This is a genomic window from Citrobacter sp. wls714 (assembly GCF_005281025.1).
In the GTDB taxonomy this organism is placed as follows: domain Bacteria; phylum Pseudomonadota; class Gammaproteobacteria; order Enterobacterales; family Enterobacteriaceae; genus Citrobacter; species Citrobacter werkmanii.
Map to the genome: position 1 here is coordinate 116601 of NZ_SZWZ01000031.1, position 25521 is coordinate 142121.

Annotated in this window: 21 protein-coding genes; 8 read left to right on the forward strand and 13 right to left on the reverse strand. The window is 51.1% G+C overall.

Annotation, left to right across the window (positions count from 1 at the left end; genetic code table 11):
• Positions 1 to 172 precede the first annotated feature (172 nt).
• Complete coding sequence (flhA, locus tag FDX11_RS07515) at positions 173 to 2251, forward strand: formate hydrogenlyase transcriptional activator FlhA (RefSeq protein ID WP_061382334.1); 2079 nt, start codon at positions 173 to 175, stop codon at positions 2249 to 2251.
• Between the two features lie 95 nt (positions 2252 to 2346).
• On the opposite strand, the gene FDX11_RS07520 is transcribed toward flhA, so the two are convergent.
• The gene (locus FDX11_RS07520; protein WP_042311148.1) at positions 2347 to 2691 is read right to left on the reverse strand and encodes a nitrous oxide-stimulated promoter family protein; all 345 of its coding nucleotides are present in this window, start codon (positions 2689 to 2691) and stop codon (positions 2347 to 2349) included.
• A 187-nt stretch (positions 2692 to 2878) separates the two neighbouring features.
• On the opposite strand from FDX11_RS07520, the gene FDX11_RS07525 reads away from it, so the two are divergent.
• The 4 genes from FDX11_RS07525 to sitD are packed head-to-tail and all read left to right on the forward strand — an operon-like array spanning position 2879 to position 6316.
• Entirely contained in the window at positions 2879 to 3796 is a 918-nt protein-coding gene (locus tag FDX11_RS07525) for a metal ABC transporter substrate-binding protein (RefSeq protein WP_042310613.1), read from the forward strand.
• Positions 3793 to 4608: an iron/manganese ABC transporter ATP-binding protein SitB gene (gene sitB, locus FDX11_RS07530; protein ID WP_137397700.1), complete on the forward strand. Its 816-nt coding sequence runs from the start codon at positions 3793 to 3795 to the stop codon at positions 4606 to 4608. The genes FDX11_RS07525 and sitB overlap by 4 nt, the downstream gene beginning before the upstream one ends.
• Before the next feature lie 2 nt (positions 4609 to 4610).
• On the forward strand, positions 4611 to 5468 hold the full coding sequence (gene sitC / locus FDX11_RS07535; RefSeq protein ID WP_137365346.1) for an iron/manganese ABC transporter permease subunit SitC: 858 nt from the start codon (positions 4611 to 4613) through the stop codon (positions 5466 to 5468).
• Complete coding sequence (sitD, locus tag FDX11_RS07540) at positions 5465 to 6316, forward strand: iron/manganese ABC transporter permease subunit SitD (RefSeq protein ID WP_042310618.1); 852 nt, start codon at positions 5465 to 5467, stop codon at positions 6314 to 6316. The genes sitC and sitD overlap by 4 nt, the downstream gene beginning before the upstream one ends.
• A gap of 94 nt (positions 6317 to 6410) precedes the next feature.
• Here sitD and FDX11_RS07545 read toward each other — a convergent pair whose 3' ends face one another.
• The 12 genes from FDX11_RS07545 to FDX11_RS07600 form a co-directional block, all read right to left on the reverse strand.
• A complete protein-coding gene (locus FDX11_RS07545) occupies positions 6411 to 7526 on the reverse strand; it encodes a M20 family metallopeptidase (RefSeq protein ID WP_137397701.1) in 1116 nt (371 codons plus the stop codon).
• Positions 7527 to 7538: 12 nt separating this feature from the next.
• Complete coding sequence (locus tag FDX11_RS07550; RefSeq protein ID WP_042310622.1) at positions 7539 to 8003, reverse strand: YjiG family protein; 465 nt, start codon at positions 8001 to 8003, stop codon at positions 7539 to 7541.
• Positions 8000 to 8719, reverse strand: coding sequence for a nucleoside recognition domain-containing protein (locus tag FDX11_RS07555; protein WP_137397702.1), 720 nt, complete (start codon positions 8717 to 8719; stop codon positions 8000 to 8002). Before FDX11_RS07555 ends, FDX11_RS07550 begins: the two co-directional genes overlap by 4 nt.
• Positions 8720 to 9009: 290 nt before the next feature.
• Positions 9010 to 9369, reverse strand: coding sequence for a hypothetical protein (locus tag FDX11_RS07560; RefSeq protein ID WP_042310626.1), 360 nt, complete (start codon positions 9367 to 9369; stop codon positions 9010 to 9012).
• On the reverse strand, positions 9353 to 9877 hold the full coding sequence (locus tag FDX11_RS07565; protein ID WP_137397703.1) for a chemotaxis protein CheW: 525 nt from the start codon (positions 9875 to 9877) through the stop codon (positions 9353 to 9355). Before FDX11_RS07565 ends, FDX11_RS07560 begins: the two co-directional genes overlap by 17 nt.
• A gap of 12 nt (positions 9878 to 9889) precedes the next feature.
• Complete coding sequence (locus tag FDX11_RS07570; protein WP_137397704.1) at positions 9890 to 11566, reverse strand: diguanylate cyclase; 1677 nt, start codon at positions 11564 to 11566, stop codon at positions 9890 to 9892.
• 13 nt (positions 11567 to 11579) lie between these two features.
• Entirely contained in the window at positions 11580 to 11942 is a 363-nt protein-coding gene (locus FDX11_RS07575; protein WP_137397705.1) for a response regulator, read from the reverse strand.
• A gap of 22 nt (positions 11943 to 11964) precedes the next feature.
• On the reverse strand, positions 11965 to 14097 hold the full coding sequence (locus tag FDX11_RS07580; protein ID WP_137349487.1) for a response regulator: 2133 nt from the start codon (positions 14095 to 14097) through the stop codon (positions 11965 to 11967).
• Between the two features lie 11 nt (positions 14098 to 14108).
• Complete coding sequence (locus FDX11_RS07585; protein WP_042310635.1) at positions 14109 to 15521, reverse strand: protein-glutamate O-methyltransferase CheR; 1413 nt, start codon at positions 15519 to 15521, stop codon at positions 14109 to 14111.
• On the reverse strand, positions 15518 to 16585 hold the full coding sequence (locus FDX11_RS07590; protein WP_137397706.1) for a chemotaxis protein CheB: 1068 nt from the start codon (positions 16583 to 16585) through the stop codon (positions 15518 to 15520). Before FDX11_RS07590 ends, FDX11_RS07585 begins: the two co-directional genes overlap by 4 nt.
• Positions 16582 to 18672 carry a Cache 3/Cache 2 fusion domain-containing protein gene (locus tag FDX11_RS07595; protein WP_137349485.1) on the reverse strand — a complete coding sequence of 697 codons (2091 nt, stop codon included), beginning with the start codon at positions 18670 to 18672 and terminating at the stop codon, positions 16582 to 16584. The genes FDX11_RS07590 and FDX11_RS07595 overlap by 4 nt, the downstream gene beginning before the upstream one ends.
• A 60-nt stretch (positions 18673 to 18732) precedes the next feature.
• Positions 18733 to 20925, reverse strand: coding sequence for an EAL domain-containing protein (locus FDX11_RS07600; RefSeq protein WP_137397707.1), 2193 nt, complete (start codon positions 20923 to 20925; stop codon positions 18733 to 18735).
• Positions 20926 to 21534: 609 nt separating this feature from the next.
• Here FDX11_RS07600 and FDX11_RS07605 point away from each other — a divergent pair.
• From FDX11_RS07605 to FDX11_RS07615, 3 genes are read left to right on the forward strand one after another with little or no spacing between them, the layout of a single operon-like run.
• The gene (locus FDX11_RS07605) at positions 21535 to 23727 is read left to right on the forward strand and encodes a bifunctional diguanylate cyclase/phosphodiesterase (protein WP_042310643.1); all 2193 of its coding nucleotides are present in this window, start codon (positions 21535 to 21537) and stop codon (positions 23725 to 23727) included.
• Complete coding sequence (locus FDX11_RS07610; protein ID WP_042310646.1) at positions 23720 to 24643, forward strand: amino acid ABC transporter substrate-binding protein; 924 nt, start codon at positions 23720 to 23722, stop codon at positions 24641 to 24643. Before FDX11_RS07605 ends, FDX11_RS07610 begins: the two co-directional genes overlap by 8 nt.
• A complete protein-coding gene (locus FDX11_RS07615) occupies positions 24627 to 25520 on the forward strand; it encodes a transporter substrate-binding domain-containing protein (RefSeq protein ID WP_137397708.1) in 894 nt (297 codons plus the stop codon). Before FDX11_RS07610 ends, FDX11_RS07615 begins: the two co-directional genes overlap by 17 nt.
• The last annotated feature ends 1 nt before the right edge of the window (position 25521 follow it).

The following is a 25521-nucleotide window of genomic DNA, read 5'->3' on the forward strand; positions in this document are numbered from 1 at the left end:
ACTATCCGGCATTAACGCTGCATTATCGCCTGATGGCGCTTTGCTTATCAGGCCTACGGATTGCGTGACCAGCGAGTTTGCGGTCAGCCATCCGGCAATAATTTACGACTTATACCTATAATTCATTTACCGTTTTCGCACCGTTTTGCGGTGCTTTCCCTGGAAAAGCAATATGTCGTATACACCGATGAGTGACCTCGGACAGCAAGGACTGTTCGATATTACTCGTACATTATTACAGCAGCCCGATCTTCAGTCTCTCAGCGAGGCGCTTACACAGCTGGCCAAGCGTTCCGGACTGGCCGACTGCGCGGCTATTGTCTTATGGCAGGCACAAACGCAACGTGCGCGTTATTTTGCGACGCGCGAAAATAGTAAACCTATCGATTATGAAGACGAAACGGTGCTGGCGCATGGGCCGGTGCGCCGTATTCTGTCGCGCCCCGACGCGCTGCACTGCAACTATCATGAGTTCACGGAAACCTGGCCGCAGCTGGCATCCGGCGGATTATATTCTGAATTTGGTCACTACTGTCTGCTGCCGCTGGCGGCGGATGGGCGCATCTTTGGCGGTTGCGAATTCATTCGCAATGAAGACCGGCCATGGAGCGAAAAAGAGTACAATCGGCTCCAGACCTTCACCCAGATTGTCGGTGTCGTGGCTGAACAAATTCAAAGCAGAGTCAGCAATAACGTCGATTACGATCTGCTGTGTCGTGAGCGTGACAACTTTCGCATTCTGGTCGCCATCACCAATGCAGTGCTTTCCCGACTGGACATAGACGAACTGGTCAGCGAAGTCGCTAAAGAGATTCACCATTATTTCGACATCGATGCTATCAGCATCGTGTTACGCAGCAGCCGCAAAAATAAGCTGAGCATCTACTCCACCCACTATCTGGATGAGCATCATCCGGCGCACGAACAGAGCGAAGTGGACGAAGCAGGCACGCTCTCTGAGCGGGTCTTCAAAAGCAAAGAGATGCTGTTGATTAACCTGAGCGAACGCGACGCCCTTGCTCCTTATGAACGGATGCTGTTCGAGACCTGGGGCAACCAGCTACAAACGCTGTGCCTGCTGCCGTTGATGTCCGGTAATAACATGCTTGGCGTACTGAAGCTGGCGCAGTGCGAAGAGAAAGTCTTCACCACCGCCAACCTCAAACTGTTGCGCCAGATTGCCGAGCGTGTGGCGATTGCCGTGGATAACGCCCTCGCCTACCAGGAAATTCACCGTCTGAAAGAACGTCTGGTCGATGAAAACCTGGCGCTGACCGAGCAGCTCAACAACGTTGACAGCGAGTTCGGCGAAATCATTGGCCGCAGCGAAGCAATGTACAGTGTGCTCAAACAGGTCGAGATGGTGGCGCAAAGCGACAGCACCGTATTGATTCTCGGCGAGACCGGGACAGGCAAAGAGCTGATCGCCAGAGCGATTCATAACCTGAGCGGCCGTAACGCCCGCCGGATGGTAAAAATGAACTGCGCGGCAATGCCTGCCGGATTGCTGGAGAGCGATCTGTTTGGTCATGAGCGCGGCGCGTTTACCGGGGCCAGCACGCAACGTATTGGGCGTTTCGAACTGGCGGACAAAAGCTCACTGTTCCTTGATGAAGTGGGCGATATGCCGCTTGAGCTTCAGCCGAAGCTATTGCGCGTTTTGCAGGAACAGGAGTTTGAGCGTCTGGGCAGCAATAAGCTGATCCAGACCGATGTCCGTTTGATCGCCGCCACCAACCGCGATCTGAAAAAGATGGTCGCCGATCGCGAGTTTCGCAACGATCTCTACTATCGGCTGAACGTCTTCCCGATCCATCTGCCGCCGCTGCGTGAACGCCCGGAAGATATTCCGCTATTGGTAAAAGCTTTCACCTTTAAAATTGCTCGCCGAATGGGGCGCAATATCGACAGCATTCCCGCCGAAGCACTGCGTACGCTGAGCAGTATGGAATGGCCGGGTAACGTGCGTGAACTGGAAAATGTGGTAGAACGCGCAGTACTGCTCACAAGGGGCAATGTACTGCAACTGTCTCTGCCGGATGTCGTCGCTTTGTCGCCTTCCACGCCGCCGGTGGCAACCGAAGTCGCACAAGATGGCGAAGATGAATACCAGCTGATCATGCGCGTGCTGAAAGAGACTAACGGCGTTGTTGCCGGTCCCAAAGGCGCGGCGCAACGACTGGGACTGAAGCGCACGACGTTACTGTCACGCATGAAGCGCCTGGGTATTGATAAGGATGCGCTGGTTTAACGGTTCACCCGATGGCGCTTTGCTTATCGGGTCTACCCACAGGTGTATTTGTAGGCCGGATAAGGCGCAGCCGCCATCCGGCATAGAATTGTTACTTACTTCTTCCGCTGGTACTTCTCGGGCAATTCCGGGACGGGACGTTTGTCATCAATCAGATGACGTACGGTCAGGATCGGATGACGCCAGAGCATTCTTGGCCCAGCCCAACGCATAATCTGCTTCATCTCTTCACGTTTGGCGGGTTGATAACAGTGTACCGGGCACTGTTTGCAGGCCGGTTTTTCCTCACCAAATACGCATTTATCGAGGCGCTTTTGCGCATAGGCAAACAATGCGTCGTAATGCCCCGGCTCGTCTACAGCCTGCGGACACTGGCTCTCGTACAGCGAGATCATTCTCTGGATCGTCATTTTTTCTCGTGCAATACGTTTGCCGGACATGGTGCCTCCCCAATTAAGTTGCATAAATAATACACCTTAAACATGCAAAGGACTATTACCTGAAGGTGATACATTCTTAGCACCCTACGCAAATAAGAATTATTTTCATTTGTTTATACCTTGTGCTATATAACATAGCAAAGGCTATATTTGTTGATAAATTAACCACTTTGTTGTGAGGGATACTATGCCGCAGCTGCCCCATCTGAAGTCATTTCTCCTTGCTGGCGCGTTAACGGCGCTGACGTTGTCACCTGCCTGGGCGCAAGAAAAGTTCAAAGTGATAACCACCTTTACGGTGATTGCGGATATGGCAAGTAACGTGGCAGGTGACGCCGCGGACGTCAGTTCCATCACCAAACCTGGGGCAGAAATTCATGAATATCAACCCACGCCGGGCGATATCAAGCGGGCGCAAGGCGCACAGCTTATTCTCTCGAACGGGCTTAACCTTGAGCTGTGGTTTGCCCGTTTCTACCAGCATTTATCCGGCGTGCCGGAGGTAATGGTCTCCAACGGTGTGCAGCCAATGGGTATCAGCGAAGGGCCGTATAATGGCAAACCCAATCCGCACGCCTGGATGTCGGCAGAAAACGCGCTGATCTACGTGGATAATATTCGCGATGCGCTGATGAAATACGATCCGCAGAATGCCGCAACCTATCAGAAAAATGCGCAGAATTATAAAGCCAAAATCCAGCAGACGCTGGCGCCACTACATGCAGAACTGGCGAAGCTCCCTGCCGATAAACGCTGGCTGGTCACCAGTGAAGGCGCGTTTTCTTATCTGGCACGTGATAACGGCCTGAAAGAGTTGTATCTGTGGCCGATCAATGCCGATCAGCAGGGTACCCCCAAACAGGTACGCAAAGTGATCGATGCGATCAGAGCGCATCATATCCCAACGGTATTTAGCGAAAGCACCGTGTCCGATAAACCTGCGCGTCAGGTGGCCCGTGAGTCTGGCGCACATTACGGCGGCGTACTGTATGTCGATTCGCTCAGCGCGGCCGATGGCCCGGTACCGACCTATCTGGATTTACTGCGCGTCACCACACAAACCATTGTTAACGGCATCAACGAAGGTCTGGAGAGCCAACCATGAATCACTCTGCGATTACCGTAAATCAGGTTACGGTGACGTATCGCAACGGTCACACCGCATTGCGGGACGCCACTTTTCAGGTTCCGGGCGGTTCGATTGCCGCCCTGGTCGGCGTAAACGGTTCAGGAAAATCAACGCTTTTTAAAGCGCTGATGGGGTTTGTTCGCCTGGCGCAGGGGGAAATATCTATTCTGCAACAGCCGGTTAATCAGGCACTGAAACAGAATCTGATTGCCTATGTCCCTCAGTCGGAAGAGGTGGACTGGTCGTTTCCGGTACTGGTGGAAGATGTGGTGATGATGGGTCGCTTTGGCCATATGGGCTGGCTGCGTCGGCCAAAACAGATCGACCACGCCTGTGTTGATGCAGCGCTGGCACGGGTCGATATGCTGGACTATCGCCATCGCCAGATAGGTGAACTGTCCGGCGGGCAGAAAAAACGCGTTTTTCTGGCAAGAGCCATCGCTCAGGATGGACAGATGATTTTGCTGGATGAACCCTTCACCGGCGTGGATGTGAAAACCGAGGCGCGCATCATCGACCTGCTACGCGAACTGCGCGATGAGGGGCGGACCATGCTGGTCTCTACCCATAATCTGGGATCCGTTACCGAATTTTGTGATTACACGGTAATGATTAAAGGTACGGTGCTGGCAAGTGGCCCGACCGAAACCACCTTTACGACTGAGAATCTTGAGCAGGCATTCAGCGGCGTTCTGCGCCATGTGGCGCTGAGCGGCGGTGAGCAACATGTGATTACCGATGATGAACGCCCGTTTATTTCGCGACGCGCGGCCAACGAGGGGGAATAATCATGAACTGGCTGACAGAACCGTTTGGTTACCAGTACATGCTCAACGCAATGTGGGTCTCGGCAATGGTCGGCGGCCTGTGTGCGTTTCTCTCCTGCTATCTGATGCTCAAAGGTTGGTCGCTGATTGGCGATGCGCTGTCGCACTCTATCGTTCCGGGCGTTGCCGGCGCTTATATGTTAGGGCTTCCCTTCGCCCTTGGCGCATTTCTTTCCGGTGGACTGGCAGCGGGCAGCATGCTGTTTCTCAATCAGCGTTCGCGCCTGAAGGAAGATGCGATTATCGGACTGATTTTTTCCTCTTTTTTCGGTATCGGGCTGTTTATGGTGTCGCTCAATCCGATGTCGGTCAACATCCAGACCATTATTCTGGGAAACGTGCTGGCGATTGCACCGGAAGATATTCTGCAACTGGCCATCATCGGCGTCATCTCGCTGACTATTCTGTTGCTGAAGTGGAAAGATCTGATGGTGGTTTTTTTTGATGAAAACCATGCGCGCTCCATCGGTCTGAATCCTGGCCGGTTAAAGCTGTTATTTTTTACGCTGCTCTCCGTTTCCACGGTTGCCGCTCTGCAAACCGTCGGCGCATTTCTGGTGATTTGTCTGGTGGTCACACCCGGTGCCACCGCCTGGCTGCTGACCGATCGTTTTCCGCGTCTACTTACTATCGCCGTGGCTATCGGCAGCCTGACCAGCTTTTTTGGCGCCTGGCTGAGCTACTGGCTGGACGGCGCAACCGGCGGAATTATTGTGGTTCTACAAACGCTGCTGTTCCTGCTGGCGTTTGTCTTTGCGCCAAAACACGGTCTGCTGGCGAATCGCCGCCGCGCCCGCCGGGTGAACAAGGAGTCCGTATGATCTTCACAACGCTGCTGGAACCCTTTCAGTTTAGCTTTATGGTCAATGCGCTGGTCATCTCCACCATTGTCGCCATCCCCTGTGCGCTGTTGTCGGTGTTTTTGGTGCTTAAAGGCTGGGCGCTGATGGGCGATGCCATGAGCCACGCGGTTTTTCCCGGCATTGTGCTGGCGTGGATAGCGGGTATCCCACTGGCGATTGGCGCGTTTATCGCCGGGCTGTTTTGTGCGGTGGCAACGGGCTATCTCGACGACAATAGCCGAATTAAGCGTGACACCCTGATGGGGATCGTCTTTTCAGGTATGTTTGGCGCGGGCCTGGTGCTATACGTTTCGATCCAGTCGGAGGTCCATCTCGATCATATTCTGTTCGGCGATATGCTGGGCGTATCGTTTAGCGATATTGTGCAAACCTCGGTTATTACGCTGGGGATTGCGCTTATAATCGGGCTGAAGTGGAAAGATCTTCTACTGCACGCCTTCGATCCGCACCAGGCAAAGGCCAGCGGTCTTAACACGACGCTGCTGCATTATGGTCTGTTGTGTATGATTGCCCTGACGATCGTCGCCACGCTGAAATCGGTAGGCATTATTTTGTCGATTTCCTTGCTAATTGCACCAGGCGCCATTGCGATATTAATGACACGGAAATTTTCCCATGCCTTATTGTTGGCAGTGGTCATGTCGGTCATAACCTCATTTCTGGGCGTGTATCTGTCATTTTTCATCGACAGCGCGCCAGCTCCCACCATCGTCGTATTATTTTCGCTGCTGTTTGTGATTACCTTTATTTATTCAACGCTGCGCGATCGCCGTTTAGAGAAACAGCTGCTGCGGCATGATATATAAATAACGCTTAATAGTATGCTCGCTAATATTATGACATCGACAGGCACCCCAGCCATGAATATAGCCTCCCGCAGGAGGCTATATTCTCCGTAAACTACAACATCGTGAGAATACGATTTAATAAACGGATCCGCGGTTCAATTGAGGCAATATCAAGCCACTCATCGGCACTGTGAAAACCTGCACCGACAGGCCCTAGCCCGTCCAGTGTTGGAATACCTAACGCCGCTGTCAGGTTGGCATCGCTACCACCACCCACGGCCTGCCAGGTAACCGAAATTCCCTCTTCTTTCCCGGCCCGTTCAACCAGCGCCATCAGGCGTTGTGTCTCTTCGCTCGCCGCCATCGCGGGTTTATGACTTACGCGGGTCAGCGTGGTGGTCACGCCATCAAGGAAACCTTGCTGACACAGCGACTGTAGCGACTTGTGCACGCGCTCATACTCTTCATTTTCCCAAAAACGCACATCCAGTTCCGCGTGTAGCTTTGCCGCCACGACGTTCGCCGCGCTTCCCCCCTGCACCACACCGACGTTTAGCGTGGTTCCGCGGGTCATATCGGTCAATGCGTTAATGGCCAGCACACTGTTGGCAAAAGCGGTAATGGCAGAACGCCCTTTTTCTGGTTCATTCCCGGCATGCGCCGCCACGCCGTCAAACGTCAATTGATAGCCGCCGACACCTTTTCGCGCTTTCACCAGCGAACCGTCAGCCCGGGCAGCTTCACAGACCAGCACGCAACGCGACCGCTTCGCCAGTTCGCTAATCCACATACTGGAGTGAACGCTGCCGGTCTCTTCATCCGGATTCATCGCCACCGCGATAGATAAACGTTGCAGATGCTCCGCCGGCAGTGTGCGCATCGCCCAGAGAATATTCAGTAAACCGCTTTTCATATCGGAAACGCCCGGCCCGTAAAGACGGTTTTCATCGCGGCTCATTGGACGTTCAGCTACGGTTCCCACCGGGAAAACGGTATCCAGATGACCTACCAGCAGTACATCATACTGCGTCGCCTGGGGCTTATTGGTCACCAGCAAGGCCGGGCCCACCGCACTGCCTAAATCTACCAGCTCCGTTTTCCAGCCTTCTTCCTGCTGCCAGAGTTCACGCACCACCGCGGCAACCTGGGCTACCCCCGCGACCGTTTGTGTTCCACAGTCTACGTTGACCAGCGTTTGCAGTTCATCAATGTATTTTTCCAAATCCATGGTATTTCCTTATCAGAGAATAATGCGCATCAGCAGCATCGCTAAAAAAGCGTTCAAAACGGAGATAACAATCATCAGGGGAATACGTTTAGCGCTGGTGCCAATAACCCCCAGAATGCGTCCCAGGTACTGCACCTGGGAGCCCATCAAATAAATTGCCGGCGCCAGGATAGCCAGGTGTTCACCGGTCAGAATGCCTTTATCAAACAGACCAATCGCAACGCCAATACCTCCGCCCATCGACATCCAGCCGCCAATCAGTACCGCTGCGGCTTCACCTGGCAGGCCAAAAAGTCCCATCAGCGGAGCGAATATCATGCCAAGCCCTTTCAGCGCCCCGGTAATCTCCAGCGCTTTGATGATGACAAAGGCCATCACCACGTTTGGCAGTGTGCTGGTGGTGGCGATGTTCCAGCCTTTACGCGCACCTTCGACAAATACATCGGTAATAACAGGATTAGAGGTTGGCGCACTCATGATGCTTCTCCCGGCACAGTTGATTGGGCTTTTTTATTGGTGAAAGTCAGGATCAGGCGCATCATGTTGGCGCCAACAATTTTCATGATGAACATCACGGCCACACACGCGCCAATGGACGCGGGTACCGCCGGGGTACCATCCACTGCCATCAGGGTGAACAGGATTGCGCCGGAAGAGAAAAAGTTAGTGATCATGGCCCCGGCAGAAAACTGGAACATAGCAAAAATGTCCTTTTCGTTTTCTGTAATTTCACCTTCATCGGCCAGGTTACGGGTAAGCGATGCGCCAACGTCCGTACTCTGCAAGCTGCCAATCAACGCCAGACCGGTATTTCCAGGGATCCCCATCAGCGGACGCAATAATGGGGTCAACAGGCGCCGCGCCGCACGCAGCGCGCCGTAGTGTTCCAGCACATTAATCATGCCCAAGGCAAACATTACTGCGGGGATTAATCCCAGCGCGAAAAGAAAGCCATCCATAGCACCATGACCACCGGTACCACGAAATGTGCTGGTTGCGGTCGTCAGGGTATCGCCTTCAAGACTCACTTTACTGACAACCCTGCCAAATGCGCCATTCAGAGTGGTGAAATCAAATACACCGTACCATTCTTTTCCGCCGAGTAATCCAGAGAAAAATACTGCGGCGAATGCCAGAGCAAAATAAGCCCCGGGTCCTACCTTATTATCCTGGGAGGGTAAACTCATATCCATTTCCTTGTTATCGTGGAGAATCACCCGGACATTTTGAATAAACAAAGAATAAATAAAGTGATTTAAATCATTTCCACGACGCGAACCAAATAGAAATATTTAAAAATGTGACGGACCTGCGCTTGCTATTTAATTAAAGTCATCATACTGACATTTAAATTAATCATTACTTATGTAATGAAGCGTAAATATCACAACAGGAAGGTGAGCGGCATTAAAAAAGATAAACAAAAATATTTACAGCTAAACTATTTCATGCCGCGGTAAAATAGATTTATAACACCATTAGCCTATCGCCAGCTTAACAACGGGCTGAAGGCTTCGCTGCCCACCAATGCACGTAGCGCAGGTAGATGACAGTTGCGCGCCAGAAGCGGTGGTACGGCAAAAATGGTGTCGCCAGGTAAGATGACATTCTCCAGTTGTCCCCACAGGTACCAGCCGGTTTCAACGCCGCTATCCGGGACAAACAGATGCAAATGTCTGCCCTGTTGCGGCTCATCGGCAATGCCCAGCCACTGGCTTAAACGCGGGATTTCCGGCGCAACCCGCGTCACCAGCGAACAGCGCCCGACCTGGTTTGCCGGAATATAAAAATTGAGCGTTCCGAGGGTAATACGCACCGCAGCCAGATTAATGGGAGCCGTCATAACCACTGGTCTCCTGATAACGCGCAAAAACCAGATTCAGATCGAGCAGCGTGAACCAGGTTTCCACCACATTAACCACCCCCACTGCGATAGTTTGCAGTGCCGGAGGCAGCGAGTCTCCCGGCAAGTGGATTTGGCTTTCGGCGACTTCCAACACATCAATCAGTTTGTCGATCAGGATCCCGCTTTGCATTTTCTCGGCGCAGCCAATCAGGATAGTGCGTTTACCTGCCGGGTTAACGGCTGGTTTATCGATGAGGCTGTCCAGCCTCATCACCGACTCTACACGTCCACGGTAGTTGATGACGCCTTCCAGCATTGGCGCACAGCAGGGAACCCAGGATATAGGACGCTCCGCGAGGATCTCTTTTATCTGCGCCCCATAGAAAGCAAAATTCTTACCCGCCAGTTGAAATAGCACCAGCGTTCGCTGCGGCTCATCCACATTTTCACACTCCGGCTTTTCACCGTGATTTAGGGCGAGAATTTGCTCCAGCTGTTGGCTCATGATTTCTCCTTTTTACTCAGCAATGCAGAAGGTGTTACGGCCATTTTGCTTCGCGGCATACAGCGCCTGATCGGCGCGTTCGCGCAGCGTTTCAACACGATCGCCAAACTGCCACTGTGCGATGCCTGCGCTAAAGGTACTGTGAAAACTGGCGTCATTGACGGCGAAGGTGACCTGTTCATAGTCCCTGCGCAATCGTTCGACTACCCGTGCCGCCTTTTCGCTACTGGTGTTGGGCATAATGATGACAAACTCTTCGCCCCCGTAACGCCCCACGATATCGGTGCTGCGTAAGCGATGGGAAAACAGCTGCGAAATGCCAACAATCACCTGGTCGCCAACCGCGTGACCGTAGGTGTCGTTAATGCTTTTGAAATGATCCAGATCCACCATCACCATGCAGAACGGATTACCGCTGTAATTCGACTCGGCAATCGCGCTTTTCAGAAAATGGGTTGTCGTTGAGTGGTTATATAACCCACTCAGACTGTCCTGCGACATACGCGCACGCAGGGCGCGCATTCTTTCGGCACGAATAGACACGGCACGGATGAGCTCCTCGGGATCGGCTTGTTTGAGAATAAAATCCTCCGCACCGATGCTCATTGCCCCAAGCTGCGCATGCTTGTTGGTCTCGCTGGAGAGATAGGCGATCGGCAAACCAATATGCTGTGGTATCTGACGAATAAGTTTCGTTAACTCCTCACCGCTAAATTCCGGCATATGGTAGTCCATCAGCACCAGATCGATAGGCTGCGCGTTCAGCACATGTAGTAAATAGTGAGGTTTCTCCAGCACATGTACCTCCATTCCCGCCATGCGCAGCCTTTCAGCGTTGTATTCCGCCACCGCGGGTTCATCATCGATCAACAGCACCTGATACGGTTTTTTCAGCGAAGGCTGCGTCAGGCGGTGTAGTTCCTGTACCAAATCAGTGATAGAAGCCGGTTTCACGTAGTAGCCATCACAGCCGGATTTAATGGCGTTGATACGGGCGTTAAAATCGCTGTGGCAGGAGAGAAATAGAACCGGGAAAGGTTTACCCACTTTCTGCTTTAGATCCGCCATCGTCAACGGCCCACCGTAGGCGTTGTCCGGGAAGCTGACATCCATAATCACCACGGCTGGCGGTTGTGCCAGTACGGCTTGCGTAAAATCCTCAGTATTGGCGAATACATGACAGGTAAAGCCGAAACAGCGCAACTGGGTGGCAAGCAACTCCACCTGGTCGACATCATCATCACACAGGTAGATAGGCTTGCTGGCCCGCCGGACATATCCCTCTTCCGGGCGCCGGGAGGAGACAGGCAAGGTGAACTCCGTATCGCTAATACGATGTTCAAGATTGAGCTGCTCCTGGGTGAGGGTATACAACCAGCGGATAATTCGCCGCAGCTCATCATAATGCAGTATGCTTTGCTCTGATTCCGATTCTGTTAGTAAACGCTCACCTTCTGCTGAGGCATTCGCCAGCGGGCTAAAACCAAAGGACCCCGCCGAACCGTGAATACTGTGCAGCAGAATATGCAATTGCTTACGACAAGCTTCGCTGGGTTCAGCGACCAATTGGACGAGCAGTCTTTCTGCCTGTGCCAGCATATCGGGGATGCGACGTAAAAATCCCTGACGCAGACGCGCTATTTTTTCCTGCGCCGCCGCCATGGCTATGTGCTTATTTTCTGGTTTCATCAAACGCCCAGGCTTATTCAGTGACCACGGACGGTAGCAGGAGCGCATTCACTGCCGCCCCCAGATTTTCCGCCAGGTTTTCATCTTTTTTTACCCATCGGTCATATAGGAGATCGCTGGCCGTCACTTCGTTTGCACTGAGTAATATAAAGGGCTTAGACCAGGCCTGAGCGCGTAACAGCGCCAACAAATCCAGACCACTGATCTCAGGCATATGCAGATCGCTAATCACCAGGTCGATGTTTTTATCCGAATCCAGGCACGCCAGGGCAGAAATAGCGCTTTCCACAATCACCACGTCGTAGCCATTCATCTGCAAAAAAATAGAGGCCAGTTCAGCCGCAAAAAGATCATCATCCACTAATAAAATTCGCATCTTCTCTCTCGATTTTGCGCCATCAGCACAAAAGCATTTTTAATGTTTTTATTAAACTGTCCTGCTCGAAATCGCCTTTGGCGATGTAGGCGTCCGCCCCTACCTGAATGCCCCGTCGTCGGTCTTCTTCCTTCGCGCGGGAGGTCACGATAATGATTGGCGTGTGCTGGTAATTTTTCTCTGCACGCAACGATTTGGTGAAGGTAAAACCATCCATAAACGGCATTTCGACATCCGTCAGTACGGCATCGAATTGGGTCAGTTTCGCTTTTTGCAGCCCTGACAGCCCATCTTCAGCCAACGTGACCTGATAGCCATGCGCCTCCAGCACATTTTTTTCTATCTCGCGGGTATTGAGGGAATCATCAACTACCAGCACGTGCCAGGCATCTTGCGCCACGCTCGACGCGGGCGCCGGAGCGCTGGTTTGCCTTGATTGTTGCGCCATCGCCATCAGCGCAGGCACTTGCAGAATGCTGACCAGTTGGTTATCCGGCGTCTGTACCATCCCGGAGACCAGCGACTGCTGCTGCATATGCTTTGGTAACGGTTTGATCATCATCTTGCGTTCATCGAGCAGCTTATCTACCCGCAGCGCCATTTTGCTGTACTGGTTCTGCACGACGATTAAACGTTGTCCCGCCGATGAAAGATTGCCCTGGCGATCGTGAATGCCCAGCAGAGCGCCTGCGCAAACCACGGGAATAAACTCGTTATGCAAAATAATGGCCGGTCGCCCGGCGATTTCGCTAATCCCCTGCGCAGTACACTCCACCACCTCAACCACATACTGCGCCGCCAGTCCGAACAGGTGTCCCTGCTCTTCAAATTGCATAATTCGCATCATCGTCAGCGAGACAGGCAGGCGCAGGCTAAAGCTGGTTCCGACGCCCGGGCGACTGTATACCTGCAAATCACCTTGCAGGTCGGTCACCACCGTTTTGCGCACCACATCAAGACCCACACCGCGCCCCGACAGCTCAGAGACTATCTTGCTGGTGGAAAAGCCGGGATGAAAAATCAGCTCATTACACTCCTGCTCGGAGAGTTGTCCGGCCATCGATGCGGGAACCAGGCCTTTGCTGACCGCCTTCGCGCTGATGGCCTCATAGTTGAGACCGCGACCGTCATCTTCAATGCGCAGTAATATTCCGCTGCCGTCCTGTTGAGTGGTGATGGTAATGGTGCCACGGGTCGATTTACCCAGCGCCAGGCGTTCGTCGATCTCGCCAATGCCGTGATCGACCGCGTTACGCAGCAAATGCGTCAGCGATTCCGATAGCCGGTCAATGAGCTGGCGGTCGATTTCCACTTCACCGCCGACGAAGCGGCACACCACCTGTTTGTTCAGCGTGGAAGCCAGTTCACTGACCTGTAAGGAGATCGGCTCAAACAGCGTCGATAGCGGAAGCATGCGGATCCGCGCCGCCACGTCGTACAGTTCAAACATCTGCAAATGCTGGAGCTGAACGCTTTCTTTTAGTTGAGCGCTGAAATCATGGATCTGCTGGCGAAGCTGCTCGGCGCTCAGGCCCGGCAATCGGGGGACCAACTGACTCAGGTTTTGGATCTGCTGTTCAAGGCGATCATGTCCGGCGAGCACTTCCCCGAGGATGTCGATCAGGCCGTCTAGCTTGTTCAGCTTAACTCGTACGAAATCGGCCTGCTTGATACCGGAGTCCAGGGAGGGGGCTGCGGCAGAAGCCGAAACACCAGGTTTGTCCGTAGCCGCTGGCGACTCCTGCGCCACAGTAACGGTTTCTCCCCGGCTGGCGGATGCCAGGCGTTCGCACAGCCCGGCATCCGCCGGTGGCAACTGATTATCGCCCTCGCTGACAAAAAGCTGGGTCAACTGGCCAGAAAGATATTCCACGGACTCATGAATCAGATTACCCAGCGCCCTGTCCGGCGTCAGTTTGTTATCGCGTAGCTCACTTAATACATCTTCAAGATGATGAGTGACATCAGCGATACTTTGCAGTTTCAGCATCCGCGCGCCCCCTTTCAGGGTATGCGCGGCGCGAAACATCTCACCTATCCAGGCTTCAGTATGTTCATCAGCGGAGAGGAGGAACGCCCCTTCGCTGATCGTCTGCAAATGACCTCTCCCTTCATCAATAAAGCGCAGAACGAATTTTTTCAGATCGATAGCCATAATCGCTCTTATTAGCCACTTCGGTGGGCAAATTGCGCCAGTTGATGTTCACAAAGAAAACGAAACGTATTGCCAGGAAACACCATCGGCAAACGCAGACGACAAACCGCAGATGGGTTGTTCATTTCGTCGTTCAGCAGTTGCATCACCACGCGATACGTACGCTGCGCAGGCTGACTTAACTCGCTTTGACGGTACATTTCGGCCAGATAATAGTGCGCCGGCCAGTAACCAGGCTCCTGATAAACCACCTGTTTAAACCAGGCGATAGCCTGCTGCGTCTGACGCTGCCACATCATCGCCAGGCCGAGCAGCATTTTGGCCTCTGCCGACCACTCATCCTGAGCGAGGATCTTCTGCGCATTTCCGGCTGTCTGAGAAAATTCACGCTGCTCAAGGGCAATGACGCCCTGAATCAGCAACGCATCCGGGTTACGGGGATCGTCGCGTAGTACGTGGGCGATGCACGTTTCAGCCTCTGAAAAACATTTTTCATCGAGACAGGCACGAGCCTTTTTTAGCCAGTCATCATTTTGCTGAGCCATGGGCATGGAAGGTTCATACTCCACTACCGCTCTCGGCTGCGGAGCGCGTACCGCTACCCTGGGTACCGGTACGATTGTTGGCGGTTCACGATGGTGGCAAAAATAAAAAATGCCCTCTTCCTGCTCCAGCTTCAGAATGTCGAAATTGTTGGCCAACGTTTCCGCGTTGCCAAAAAATAAGGCCCCCTGAGGCTGGAGCATTTTCGACAAATTACCGTGCAGTTCACGACGCGTTGGCGTGTCGAAATAGATAGACACGTTACGCAGCAAAATGATGTCCACTTCCGGCAACAGCTGCTCTTTTATAATGTTGGTGCGGTGAAACGAGACTTTCTCACGGATCGCATCATGCAGTCGGTAGAGGTTTCCTGAGCGGGTAAAATAGCGCTGCTGAATGCCTGGGTCGACGCCGCGAAACGAGTAGCTTGAATAGCTGGCGTTTCTGGCTTTTGCCAGGATTACCGGGTCAATATCACAACCGTAAATTTCAATCCGCTGAGCCATTTCGCCCTGGTATTTCTCATGCAGTTTAATCGCCAGCGAATAGGCTTCTTCTCCGGAAGAGCATCCGGCGCTGAGAATACGCACCGGGCCGCTGCGCTGTTGCAGCAGACGCGGGACCCACTTATCACAGATCAAATCCAGCGTCTCGTTTTCGCGGAAGAAATAGGTTTCGTTAATGGTTATCAGCGTAATGAAGCGATCAAACTCGTCCTGCGAAATACGTAGTTGTTCATAATATTCATAGTAATTACTGATGTTTCGTTCGCTCATACGCCGTTTCAGCGCCGATTTCAGCAACGCTTCCATTGCGTTATCAAAGTGCAAACCCACCCGGTCTTTGATCAGGCGGGCGTAATCAGGAAGATTGGGGATCATGGCAATTTACTCTCAAAATGCCCGTGAAAGGCCATCGATAGCAGCACCTTCGCGAGACCGTCCAGAGGGATCGTGCGGTGTATCAGTTGCCTGTCGATCGCGTTCTTATTCATACCGAACACCACCGAGCTTTCTTCATCCTGCGCCAGCGTTCTTCCTCCCCGGCGGAAAATAAGCTCAATGCCGCGACAACCATCGCTACCCATACCCGTCATAATCAGCCCGACGGCCTTTTCGCGAAACACCTCAGCCACCGACTCCAGCAACAGATTACAACTGGGATGATAGACATCGCTTTCCTGTCTGGGGATTGCCGCCAGGCGTTGATTGCTTTTGACGATCAGATGCTGCTCCGGCGGTAAAATATAGACGTACCCTGCTTCGACCCGATCGTCTTCCTGCGCCAGCCGCACCTTCAGTTCGGTCACGCTGTCCAGCCAGTGCACCATATTTTTTGCGAAGCCATCGGCAATATGTTGGGCAATGAGCACCGGGCATGGAAACGTACCGGGGAGATCCTGTAATAGCTTGCTCAGTGCCTGAGGCCCCCCCGTCGAACAGGCAATCGCCAGCACAAAAGGCCAGTCCTGCGGTGTCTTTACTGTGTCCATCGTCGGGCGCGCGGCTGGCATGACCGGTTCGGTTGGGTGGCGTAATCCCTTGATATGACGAATCACTTTCACACCGACCAACAATTCCACTTTGCGATGCAGCGCATCGGTCGAGAGCGGGAAATCGCTGCTATGGTGCAGCACCGCCAACGCCCCACGGGAAATATAATCATCATCCCATTGTTTTTCTGGGCAAAATCTCATGACCAAAATGGGGATGGCGCTGGTTGCCATAATCGTTTCGACAACCTCGACGTTATCGGGGCTTGAGGTATCCAGCGTCAGAATCAGCAGATCGGGCATCAGCTGTTGTAATAATCTCATCGCTTGTCTGCGATGGGCGGCTTGCCCCACCACTTTAATGTGCGGATGATCTTCCAGTTGCCTGACCAGTTCATTACGCGATGTGCTGTCCAGGTCAAGGATCAGCACCCGTATATTGCCGCTGTTCATGCATCAGTTTCCGTCAAGGTGAATGACGTCGACGCCTCTTTCAGCGCTTTTGATAGTTGCGTCATATCCTGACTGACAACCAAAATATCTTTGATCGATTGCGAGGTATAGTTACTCGCCACGACAATCTCACGCAGCGCCATGACCACCTGATTGCTCGCCGTTTTCTGCTGCTGGGTCGATAGTGAAATTTGTAGCGCCGCCGTAGAAGTTTGCTCGGCGGTAACGACGATGTCGTTCAGATGTTCAGCGCTGACTTTACAAGCTCTGGCTCCCGCTTTAATGCTCTCGCCACCTTTCTCCGCGTTCAGCACCAGACGATTGATCGCGTTTTGGATCTCGCTAATCTTGTTCTCGATCTCAACCGTCGATTCCGTCACGGAGTCGGCCAGACGACGAATTTCAGCCGCGACCACCGAGAAACGCTTACCGGCTTCTCCTGCGCTGGCGGCCTCCAGCGCGGCGTTAAAGGCGATAAGTTTCGTTTGATCGGCAACGCTATTGATGATCACCATCACGCGACTGATTTCCGTCGACTTATTGCCGAGCATCATAATTTCACGCATGTTTTGCTGATTATCGGTATCAATATCCGTCATCCGCATCAGCAATTGTGACATCGACTCTGAACCTTTATTGCAATCCTCGAGCGTCTGGTTGGCAATATCCACTACCGCCCGCGAGTGCTCAGCAATCTGTGTCGATGAAGCCGACAACTCTTCCATCGTGGAGGTAATCTCGGCCACCGAGGATGACGTTTCCACGCTGGTTGACGCCTGACCATCTACCGCTTCGGTAATATGCAGTGAAGCCTGGTGTACCGAATCCGCGTGAGAAACCATATCGCCGACCAGCGAATGCAGACGCTGACGCATCATCTCTACCGCGCTCAGCAGTTCACCTATTTCATCGTGATGATCGATCTCAACATCAACCGTTAAATCTCCTTTTGCGATGGTCTGCGCAATCCCGAGTACGCGGTTTAAACGGCGTGAAATCAGAAAACGACTGGCAACGGCAATCAACACTAAAATGACCGGTAACAGAAAAGCCGTGAACAACAACAGGCCATTGCGTACCAGGTTACTGCTTCTGGATACATCATCAACGTAGCTGGTGGTGGCAATAATCCAGTCGATCCCGTCGATATATTCATAGACGGCAACCTTGGTCCTCGGCGGCGTACCGTAGCGACTTACCCAGTTGTAGTAAGTAATGCCATTTTTATGTTCGAGGATATCGGCAAACAGCTTATAGCCATTGGCATCGGTGATATTAATCGCCTGTTGATTGCTCAACGATGGATGGACCAACATACGACCCGGTTCGAATCCGGCATCCAGCACGTAGGCGTAACCCTCTTTACCAATATGCACATTCAACAAACGCTGAATGATCGGTTGCAGACTTTGTTTAACATCGAATCCCACCGCAACCGCGCCAACGACCTGACCATATTTATCGGCTATCGGCTCATAGTGGCTAATAAACTGCTTTCCAAACAGCGTGACCACACCCGAAAATGGTTTGTTTTTCAGCAGTAGCTGCAATGCTGGGTTATCGTGCCCCAATGCCGTTGCGGTAGCCGTATTGCCAGAGCTTGCCAATAACGTGCTGCTAACGCGCACAAACTGCTCGCCTTGCAGAATAAATGTGCTGGCAAATACGCTGGTTAATTCGGTGAAATGCGCGTTCGTATTAGGATTGCTCAATACCGCTTTTAATTCAGTTGCGTCCATATAACGCAGCGGCTTATCGGCAACGTTTTGGTAATTATTAATATAAACGTTGCTGTAATGCTCCGCATCGCGGGTGACGCGCTGGAATTCATTAGAAATACTATTGTGGAAAATACGTGTGTTGGTTTTAATCATCTCCAGGGCATTAGCCTGTAATTCCCGGGAAAGGTAAGAAGATAATATAAAAGAGGCACCAATCAGCAGCGTTGCAATACAAAAAACCAGAATCATACCGAGCTTCATGGCCACTCCGGGATGGATATTGTGCAGCCATGAGAGCAATCGGGCGCGCGGTCCCATACCGGCAGCGCCCGCCGTTCGATTCTTCACTTTACTAATGTCACTCATGATTTTTATTCTCTACCTGAGAAGAAATTACTTTTTTGGCCATAAGGCGTTAGCGCCCTGCTATTCCAACGTGAGCAATGGCGTAGGTTTGCCAATGTGATATCCCTGTAACCACCCAACATTCATTTTTTCCAGACATGCCTGAATATTGGCGTTTTCGACAAATTCAGCGACCACCTGCATATTTTTCATTTCAGCGACACGGCAGAATGACTCGACGATGTAGTAGCTGATCTCGCTTTCGGTGATCCGGCGAATAAAAGATCCATCTATTTTCAGGATGTCTGCTTCGATATTCATCAAGCGCGCATGACTGGCAAATCCGGTACCAAAATCATCAATCGCCACGCGGCATCCCAGCTGACGTATTAAGCTCAGGGTTTCCACGGTTTGTTCTTTATCTGATAACGTATCCGCTTCGGTTATCTCAAAAATAATCCGCTGCGGCTCCACAGCGTAATCGTGCAGAAGCTGAGTAATTCTGGTGACAATATTTGAACGACACACCGTTACTGGTGCCAGGTTAATGGCAAAACAGCGCTGCGGATGGGTGCGCATGAACTTTAGGGTGTTTTCGATAACCCACAGATCGATATCCGGCGCCAGTCCCGCATCATGGGCAACCGGCAGAAAGCTGTTTGGTGGAATAAATTCCCCCCGTTCGTTGAGCATACGGATCAATATTTCATGATATGGCGCTTCGCCACGGGTACTGACTATCGGCTGGGCCATCAGAACGAAGGCATTATTATCCAGCGCATTTTGCAATGCGGTGCGGATTTCTGTTTTATCAACGATGTGGTTGCCAAGGACCCGACTATGCTGCGCTTCGAGATTTTCCGGCCTGCCGTTGGTCAGAGATAAACCAGCTACCATGCCGAGCTTACCCACCAGCTGGTAGATGTCATCGCTATGCTCGTTAATCAGGCAATAGCCCAAACCACTGCGAAAACCCAGCCGGCGGTTGTTGTAGAAGAGGCGAAAACTATTCGCTGCCTGGTACAGGTCGCATAACCGCTCCCAGGACCCATTCTCCAGGCGGATAAGCAGATCATAACCCGCGTGATAATAGACCTTCTCGCTTTTGATCAGATGACTTCTGAGATGCTCAGCAAGGATCTTTTGGTAGCGGGCGCGAAAATGAAAACCATAGCGGCGCGAAAAGAGCTCCAGCTCGGGGATCTGTATCAGGCATACCGTCGCCCCCTCAGTGGTAAACAACTCCGTCTTCAGAGCACGCAGGTTCGCCATACCCGTCATCGGGTCAGTCAGACCCAACAGCAGGACCTGGTTAAACCGCTGGCGGGTAAATTTTGCCAGCGCTCCCATGATCACAATGGTGAGTGAAAAGACAAAAATAAGGGTGGAAACCAGCGCCTGATGCAGCATGAAATTGATGTCGCTGGCGATATAGCTGTCGTTATGTTTGCCTAAAATAATCAGTACGACTGTCCACACCAGCATGGTGAACGAGTGACCAATCTTAATCGCCCCCCACAGCATCAATGGAAATAACAGGATCAGGCTATAGAAAGAAAAAAAGATGTTCGGACTGTGTGGTGACGTCAAACAAAACATCAGTGAAATCAGCAAAATACACCAGATACTGACGCCAAAGGCGGTGATATTCCCTTTACACTGAAAGACAATCGCTCTGATAAAGGTCAACAGATAAGTCGGTCGACGAATGATGCGATAAATTTTGTAGAAAAAGGGGATGCCCGTCAGGCAACCGTTGATGATCCCCTGAATACGTACCAGCATCTCCAGGCTCATAACTGGAATATTGTCCACATCCGGGCGATGGCCATGGGTGACGAACACGGCAAAAATCCTGCTGAATAACAGATAGAGCAGGATGTTGAAGCCGCATAGCCAAATCAGGCGGCTCAGGCTGATTTTTATACGGCCAAAACTGGCGCAGCTGCGTCTGCCCGTAACGTTGCGATAAGCGGCATAGCTCAAGGTTGAGGCCATAACCAGGCACAGCGCATCCACCCGCTCGCTTTGTGGCCCCACTACGAACATCAACGCGAGAAACAGAATAAATCCCGGCAATACCCGAAAACCAAACAGAACTAATGCGGCGGAAAATACGGCGAGTTTGAGATCGTAAACTGTTAAAATATTATTATTGAGAAGACAATAGCCGTTAAGATATTGTGCCAGTGGATATAACAGGCCAGGCAAAGCAAGTGGCAGGCACCATTTTTGAATGCTTTTTGCTGTGTTAGTATTTATTATCGCGTCCAAATCAATTTATCCGCTATGCACTATACCAATAGGACTTTAATCCAGACTCGAATGTCACAAACAAATCCTTTTGGGTCAGTCGCTGAACCATAGCAAAATTGTCAACATTGACCGCGCACTGAGAAAATAAAGTTAGGCTCTATATTGAAGCGAGCATCTTATTCATATCAGATCAGGAAATAAATACTCATTAATAGACAAAAATGGACATCCCGGCGGGATGAAACTACAGCACACTCACTTAATAGCATAGCTAATCCATTGATGCCAAATATAAAAACCACACCTTACTGACAACTTCATCACCCCTCCAACCAGTACAAACAAAAAACACTCCCGGTCGTTTTAATGTCAACATTAATATCCTGGATGAGGCGTAATGAAAAATGTATTTTTATGAACATTTTTACCTATTGACGAAAAGCACAGCGTTATCTATATTCGCATACCGTTATTGTTGCCATTACTCACGCTGGTTCAATGTTAGTTATTTGTTACGTCATTGCGTTTCACATCATTCATCTACTTATTTGCAACAATAACATTCCATTAAGAAATAGCAGAAATAAATTTAGTATCGCCTAATCAATTCAGGAATTAACATAATCCGTGGCAAAGTCTCTGTTTTCCCTTAAAGCAATAAAAGGGTGGCAACATTCCATCACTGGCAAAATAACGCAATTTTTGCTGGTGGGTATCGTTATTGCTTTTAGCGCAGGCGCCTTTACCAACTGGAGCCTGATAGACAACTTTTCTTATCAGCAGTGGGTGCAGCGCGCTGAGGCGAATGCACAGATTATGACCTATATCATTCGCAGCGTATACACTACCGTTTCGGTTGAAACCAGCGATGCCGGGCAGATCTCCCGCATCGTCTCCGACAGACAACTTGGCGACACCGACTCTATTCTGCAAACCGGTTATAACCCGGTAGACGTCCTGGCGTTGGCATCCGTGCAGACGCACAGCCCCACCTGGCTGTTTCTCTATACGCCGGAAAAAGGGTATGTTGGGATTAACAACAAGTCTGAAAATGGCGAAGGAATTATTTCCTTCTCTGGTCGTCTGCCGCGCGATGTGCTGGTCAATTACTATGTTGGTTTCGCCCAGATTAATGGCGAAGAGTGTTTTATCAGCGCCGTGCCAATTTTGACGCCTTCCGGTGAGATCCTCGGGAGCCTGATAAGTAGCATCGGTAAAAAAAGCGATTTATACGCCACCTACGATGCAATGCTGAAAAAGAGCTGCATCATTTTCATCCTGATTATGCTGGTGACGTTGGCATTAGTTACGATGTTTATGCGTCGTTTATTCCGTCCGGTTCCACTGCTGATCAACTCCCTCACCCGCATTGCCCATGAGGAGACCGACTGCATTACCCCCTATCTTGATCAGGACGATGAGATTGGGCATCTTGCAGGAGCGATTGAAAAATTGCGCGTCGCGATGAAAGAGCGCGGTTATCTACAACGCATGCATGAAATGTCGCAAAAGATGGAGCATATGGCCCATCATGATTCGCTGACCGGCCTACCCAACCGCGTTTCGTTTGGCCAGGCGTTAGATAAGCGCGTCAGTGAAATTCATCTGGATGAAAAACCGTTCAACCTGCTGTTGATTGACCTCGACAATTTCAAACCAGTCAACGATACCTTCGGCCATAAAGCCGGAGATGAGTTGTTAATCAGCGTTGCCCAGCGTCTGCAGTTATTGCTGGGACCCAACGACATCGCGGCACGTCTGGGCGGTGATGAGTTCGCCATCCTGCAACATGTCAGCGACAATGCCATCAGAGAGGCGAATCGTCTGGCAAAACGCATTATTCGTGCGCTGAGTACACCATTCACCTGGAGCACGCATACTTTTTCCATCAGCTGTAGCATCGGTATCACCACCGCGCCATATCAGGGCAACAATACCTCGACACTGATGATCAATGCCGATCTTGCTATGTATGCCTCTAAGCATCATGGCCGCGGCTGCTTCCATTTCTTTGAAGACGGCATGGTGATGAAGCAGACCCACAGCCTGTTTATTAATCAGGAAATCATTGATGGTATTGATAACAAGGAGTTCGAACTTCACTACCAGCCAATCATAAACCTGGCAGATGAAAGCGTGTATGGCTATGAATCGCTGATCCGCTGGAATCACCCCACCAAGGGACTAATTTATCCAGATTATTTTATCAACATAGCCGAAAGTTCCGGCCTGATTGTGCGTTTAGGTGAATGGATTATTCGTCAGTCCTGTGAAGCGGCGGCTAAATGGCCGGAGCGCACCAGAATTGCCATCAATATATCGGCCTACCAGTTGCACAGTCCGGGGCTGGTTGATGTGATCAAAGACGCCTTACGCATCAGCCAACTCGCGGCAGAACGCCTTGAAATAGAAATTACCGAATCCGAGAAACTGGATAGATCAATCGCCTTACCTGTACTGCAAGAGATCCGCGCTATGGGTATCGAAATTGCCATGGACGATCTGGGTACTGGGTATGCGGCGCTGGATTACCTGCTGATCTACCCTTTCACCCGCATCAAGATCGCCCGCACGTTGGTCGATAAACTGCAGCAGGATAATGCCAGCCAGTATTTGATTGTGATGCTGATTCAGTTTGCCCATAAGTACAATATGTCGGTCACCGCGGAAGGGGTAGAGACCGCGCAACAGCGCGACATTCTGCGCGACATAGAGTGTCAGAATGTTCAGGGCTATTTCTTTAGCTACCCGCTTCGCGAACGTGAGGTGCTTTCCGCGTTTGCCGAAGAGGCTATTGAAGAAGGTCTGAGCAATGCCTGACATCTTTCGCCTGACAAAACGCCTGCTCATGATGGTTGTACTGCTGGCAGTGGCCACGCCATGCATGGCAGATAAGCAACTGCATACGCTTGAACAAATCGCCAGCAAGAAAACCATTACCCTTGGCTATCAGGATGATGCGTTTCCCTTCTCCTGGCAAAATGGAAATACCCCTGCGGGCTACTCCATTGATATCTGCAACAGTATCGTCAGCGCGCTCAAGACAAAGCTTCAGCTAAAAAACCTAAAAATAGAGTGGGTAAAAGCCAATTCAGCATCGCAGTTTGTGCTGATTAAAAACCACATGGCAGACATCATGTGTATACCTGCCTTTTATTCACAAAGCCGGCATAGCATGAGCGAGTTCTCCCTGCCGTTTTACTTTTCGAGCACCCGCTTTGTGATGCGAAAAACCGAAAGCAACGATAACCTGGCTGAACTTTCCGGACATAGCGTACTGGTAAAAAGCGGTACGATTTACGTTGAGCAACTGCAAAAAGTGAATGCCGCGAATGATCTGGATATTAATATTCAACTCGACACCAATAATATTACGGCCTTCAACGAACTGAAGAACGGTGAGTATTCAGCACTGATCTCCAGCACGGTATTACTTAAAGGGATGATTGCACAAACGCCAAACCCTGAAGATTATGCGCTTTCCGATATCGCGCTCAGCGCCCCCCTTCCGGCAGGACTGTTGCTCCCGTTACATGATAAAGAATTTAAAGAGTTTGTTGATGATGCACTCTCCTCTCTGATGACCAGCAACGAATTTACTGCGCTGTACAATAAATGGTTTCAGTCACCGATTCCGCCAAAAGCCATTAATTTAAACATTCCCATGTCAGATAACCTGAAAGCACTAACAGCTGCTAAAAAGAAGATCAGTTTTGATTATGAAAAATATAATTAATCGTGAGATGGCAAGGGTGAAACGTAAGGTGCAATGGCTGCTCCTACTGGCAGGTATCGTCATCTCTCCTGCGCTGATGGCGCAGCAAAACGCCGCGACGCTCGACTATATTCAAAACAGCAGCGTGCTAAACGTGGGCTATCGCCAGTTGCCGCCGTTTTCATTTACCGACCACAATGGCAAGGTCACGGGTTATACCATTGCGGTATGTAACATAATTGCCGATAAGTTGCGCCAGTATCTTAAGCTCAACAGCTTAACTATTCATTATATTCCCGTGAGCTTTGGGGAACGCTTTACCGCATTAAACACGCGCAAAATTGATATGGACTGTAGCGTAAATACCAATGCGCCGGAGCGGATGTCCAGCGTCTCATTTTCTCTCAACTATTACATCGCAAAAATGCGCATCATTGCGTTACGTAAAAATAATATCCACTCGATTGACGACCTTAAAGGCCGCACGGTGAGCCTGCCAGGAAGCTCAAAAGATTTGCTGGAGTTTAATAAAACCAACAGAGAGCAGCATCTTAATATTTCGACAATTACTACCACCACGATAAACGGTGCGTTTGACAAGATGGCGCATAATGAAGCCGCCGCCTTATTCCTTGATGATGTGCTGGCCTGGCCGTTAATTAAGGATAGCGAGCAACCGGAACTGTTCAGCGTGTCGGCACAGAGCATCGGCAATGATATGCACTATGCCATTATGATGAGGAAAAACGATCCGCAGTTCGTGACGTTTGTTAACAGCACGCTGAAAGATTTCTTCGCCTCACCGATCAACGCGCAGTTACGCAAAAAGTGGCTGTCTCCCTGGTCCTGCGAAAAGATGAAAATCCTGTCGCCAGCCAGCTGTCAGCATAATAATTGAA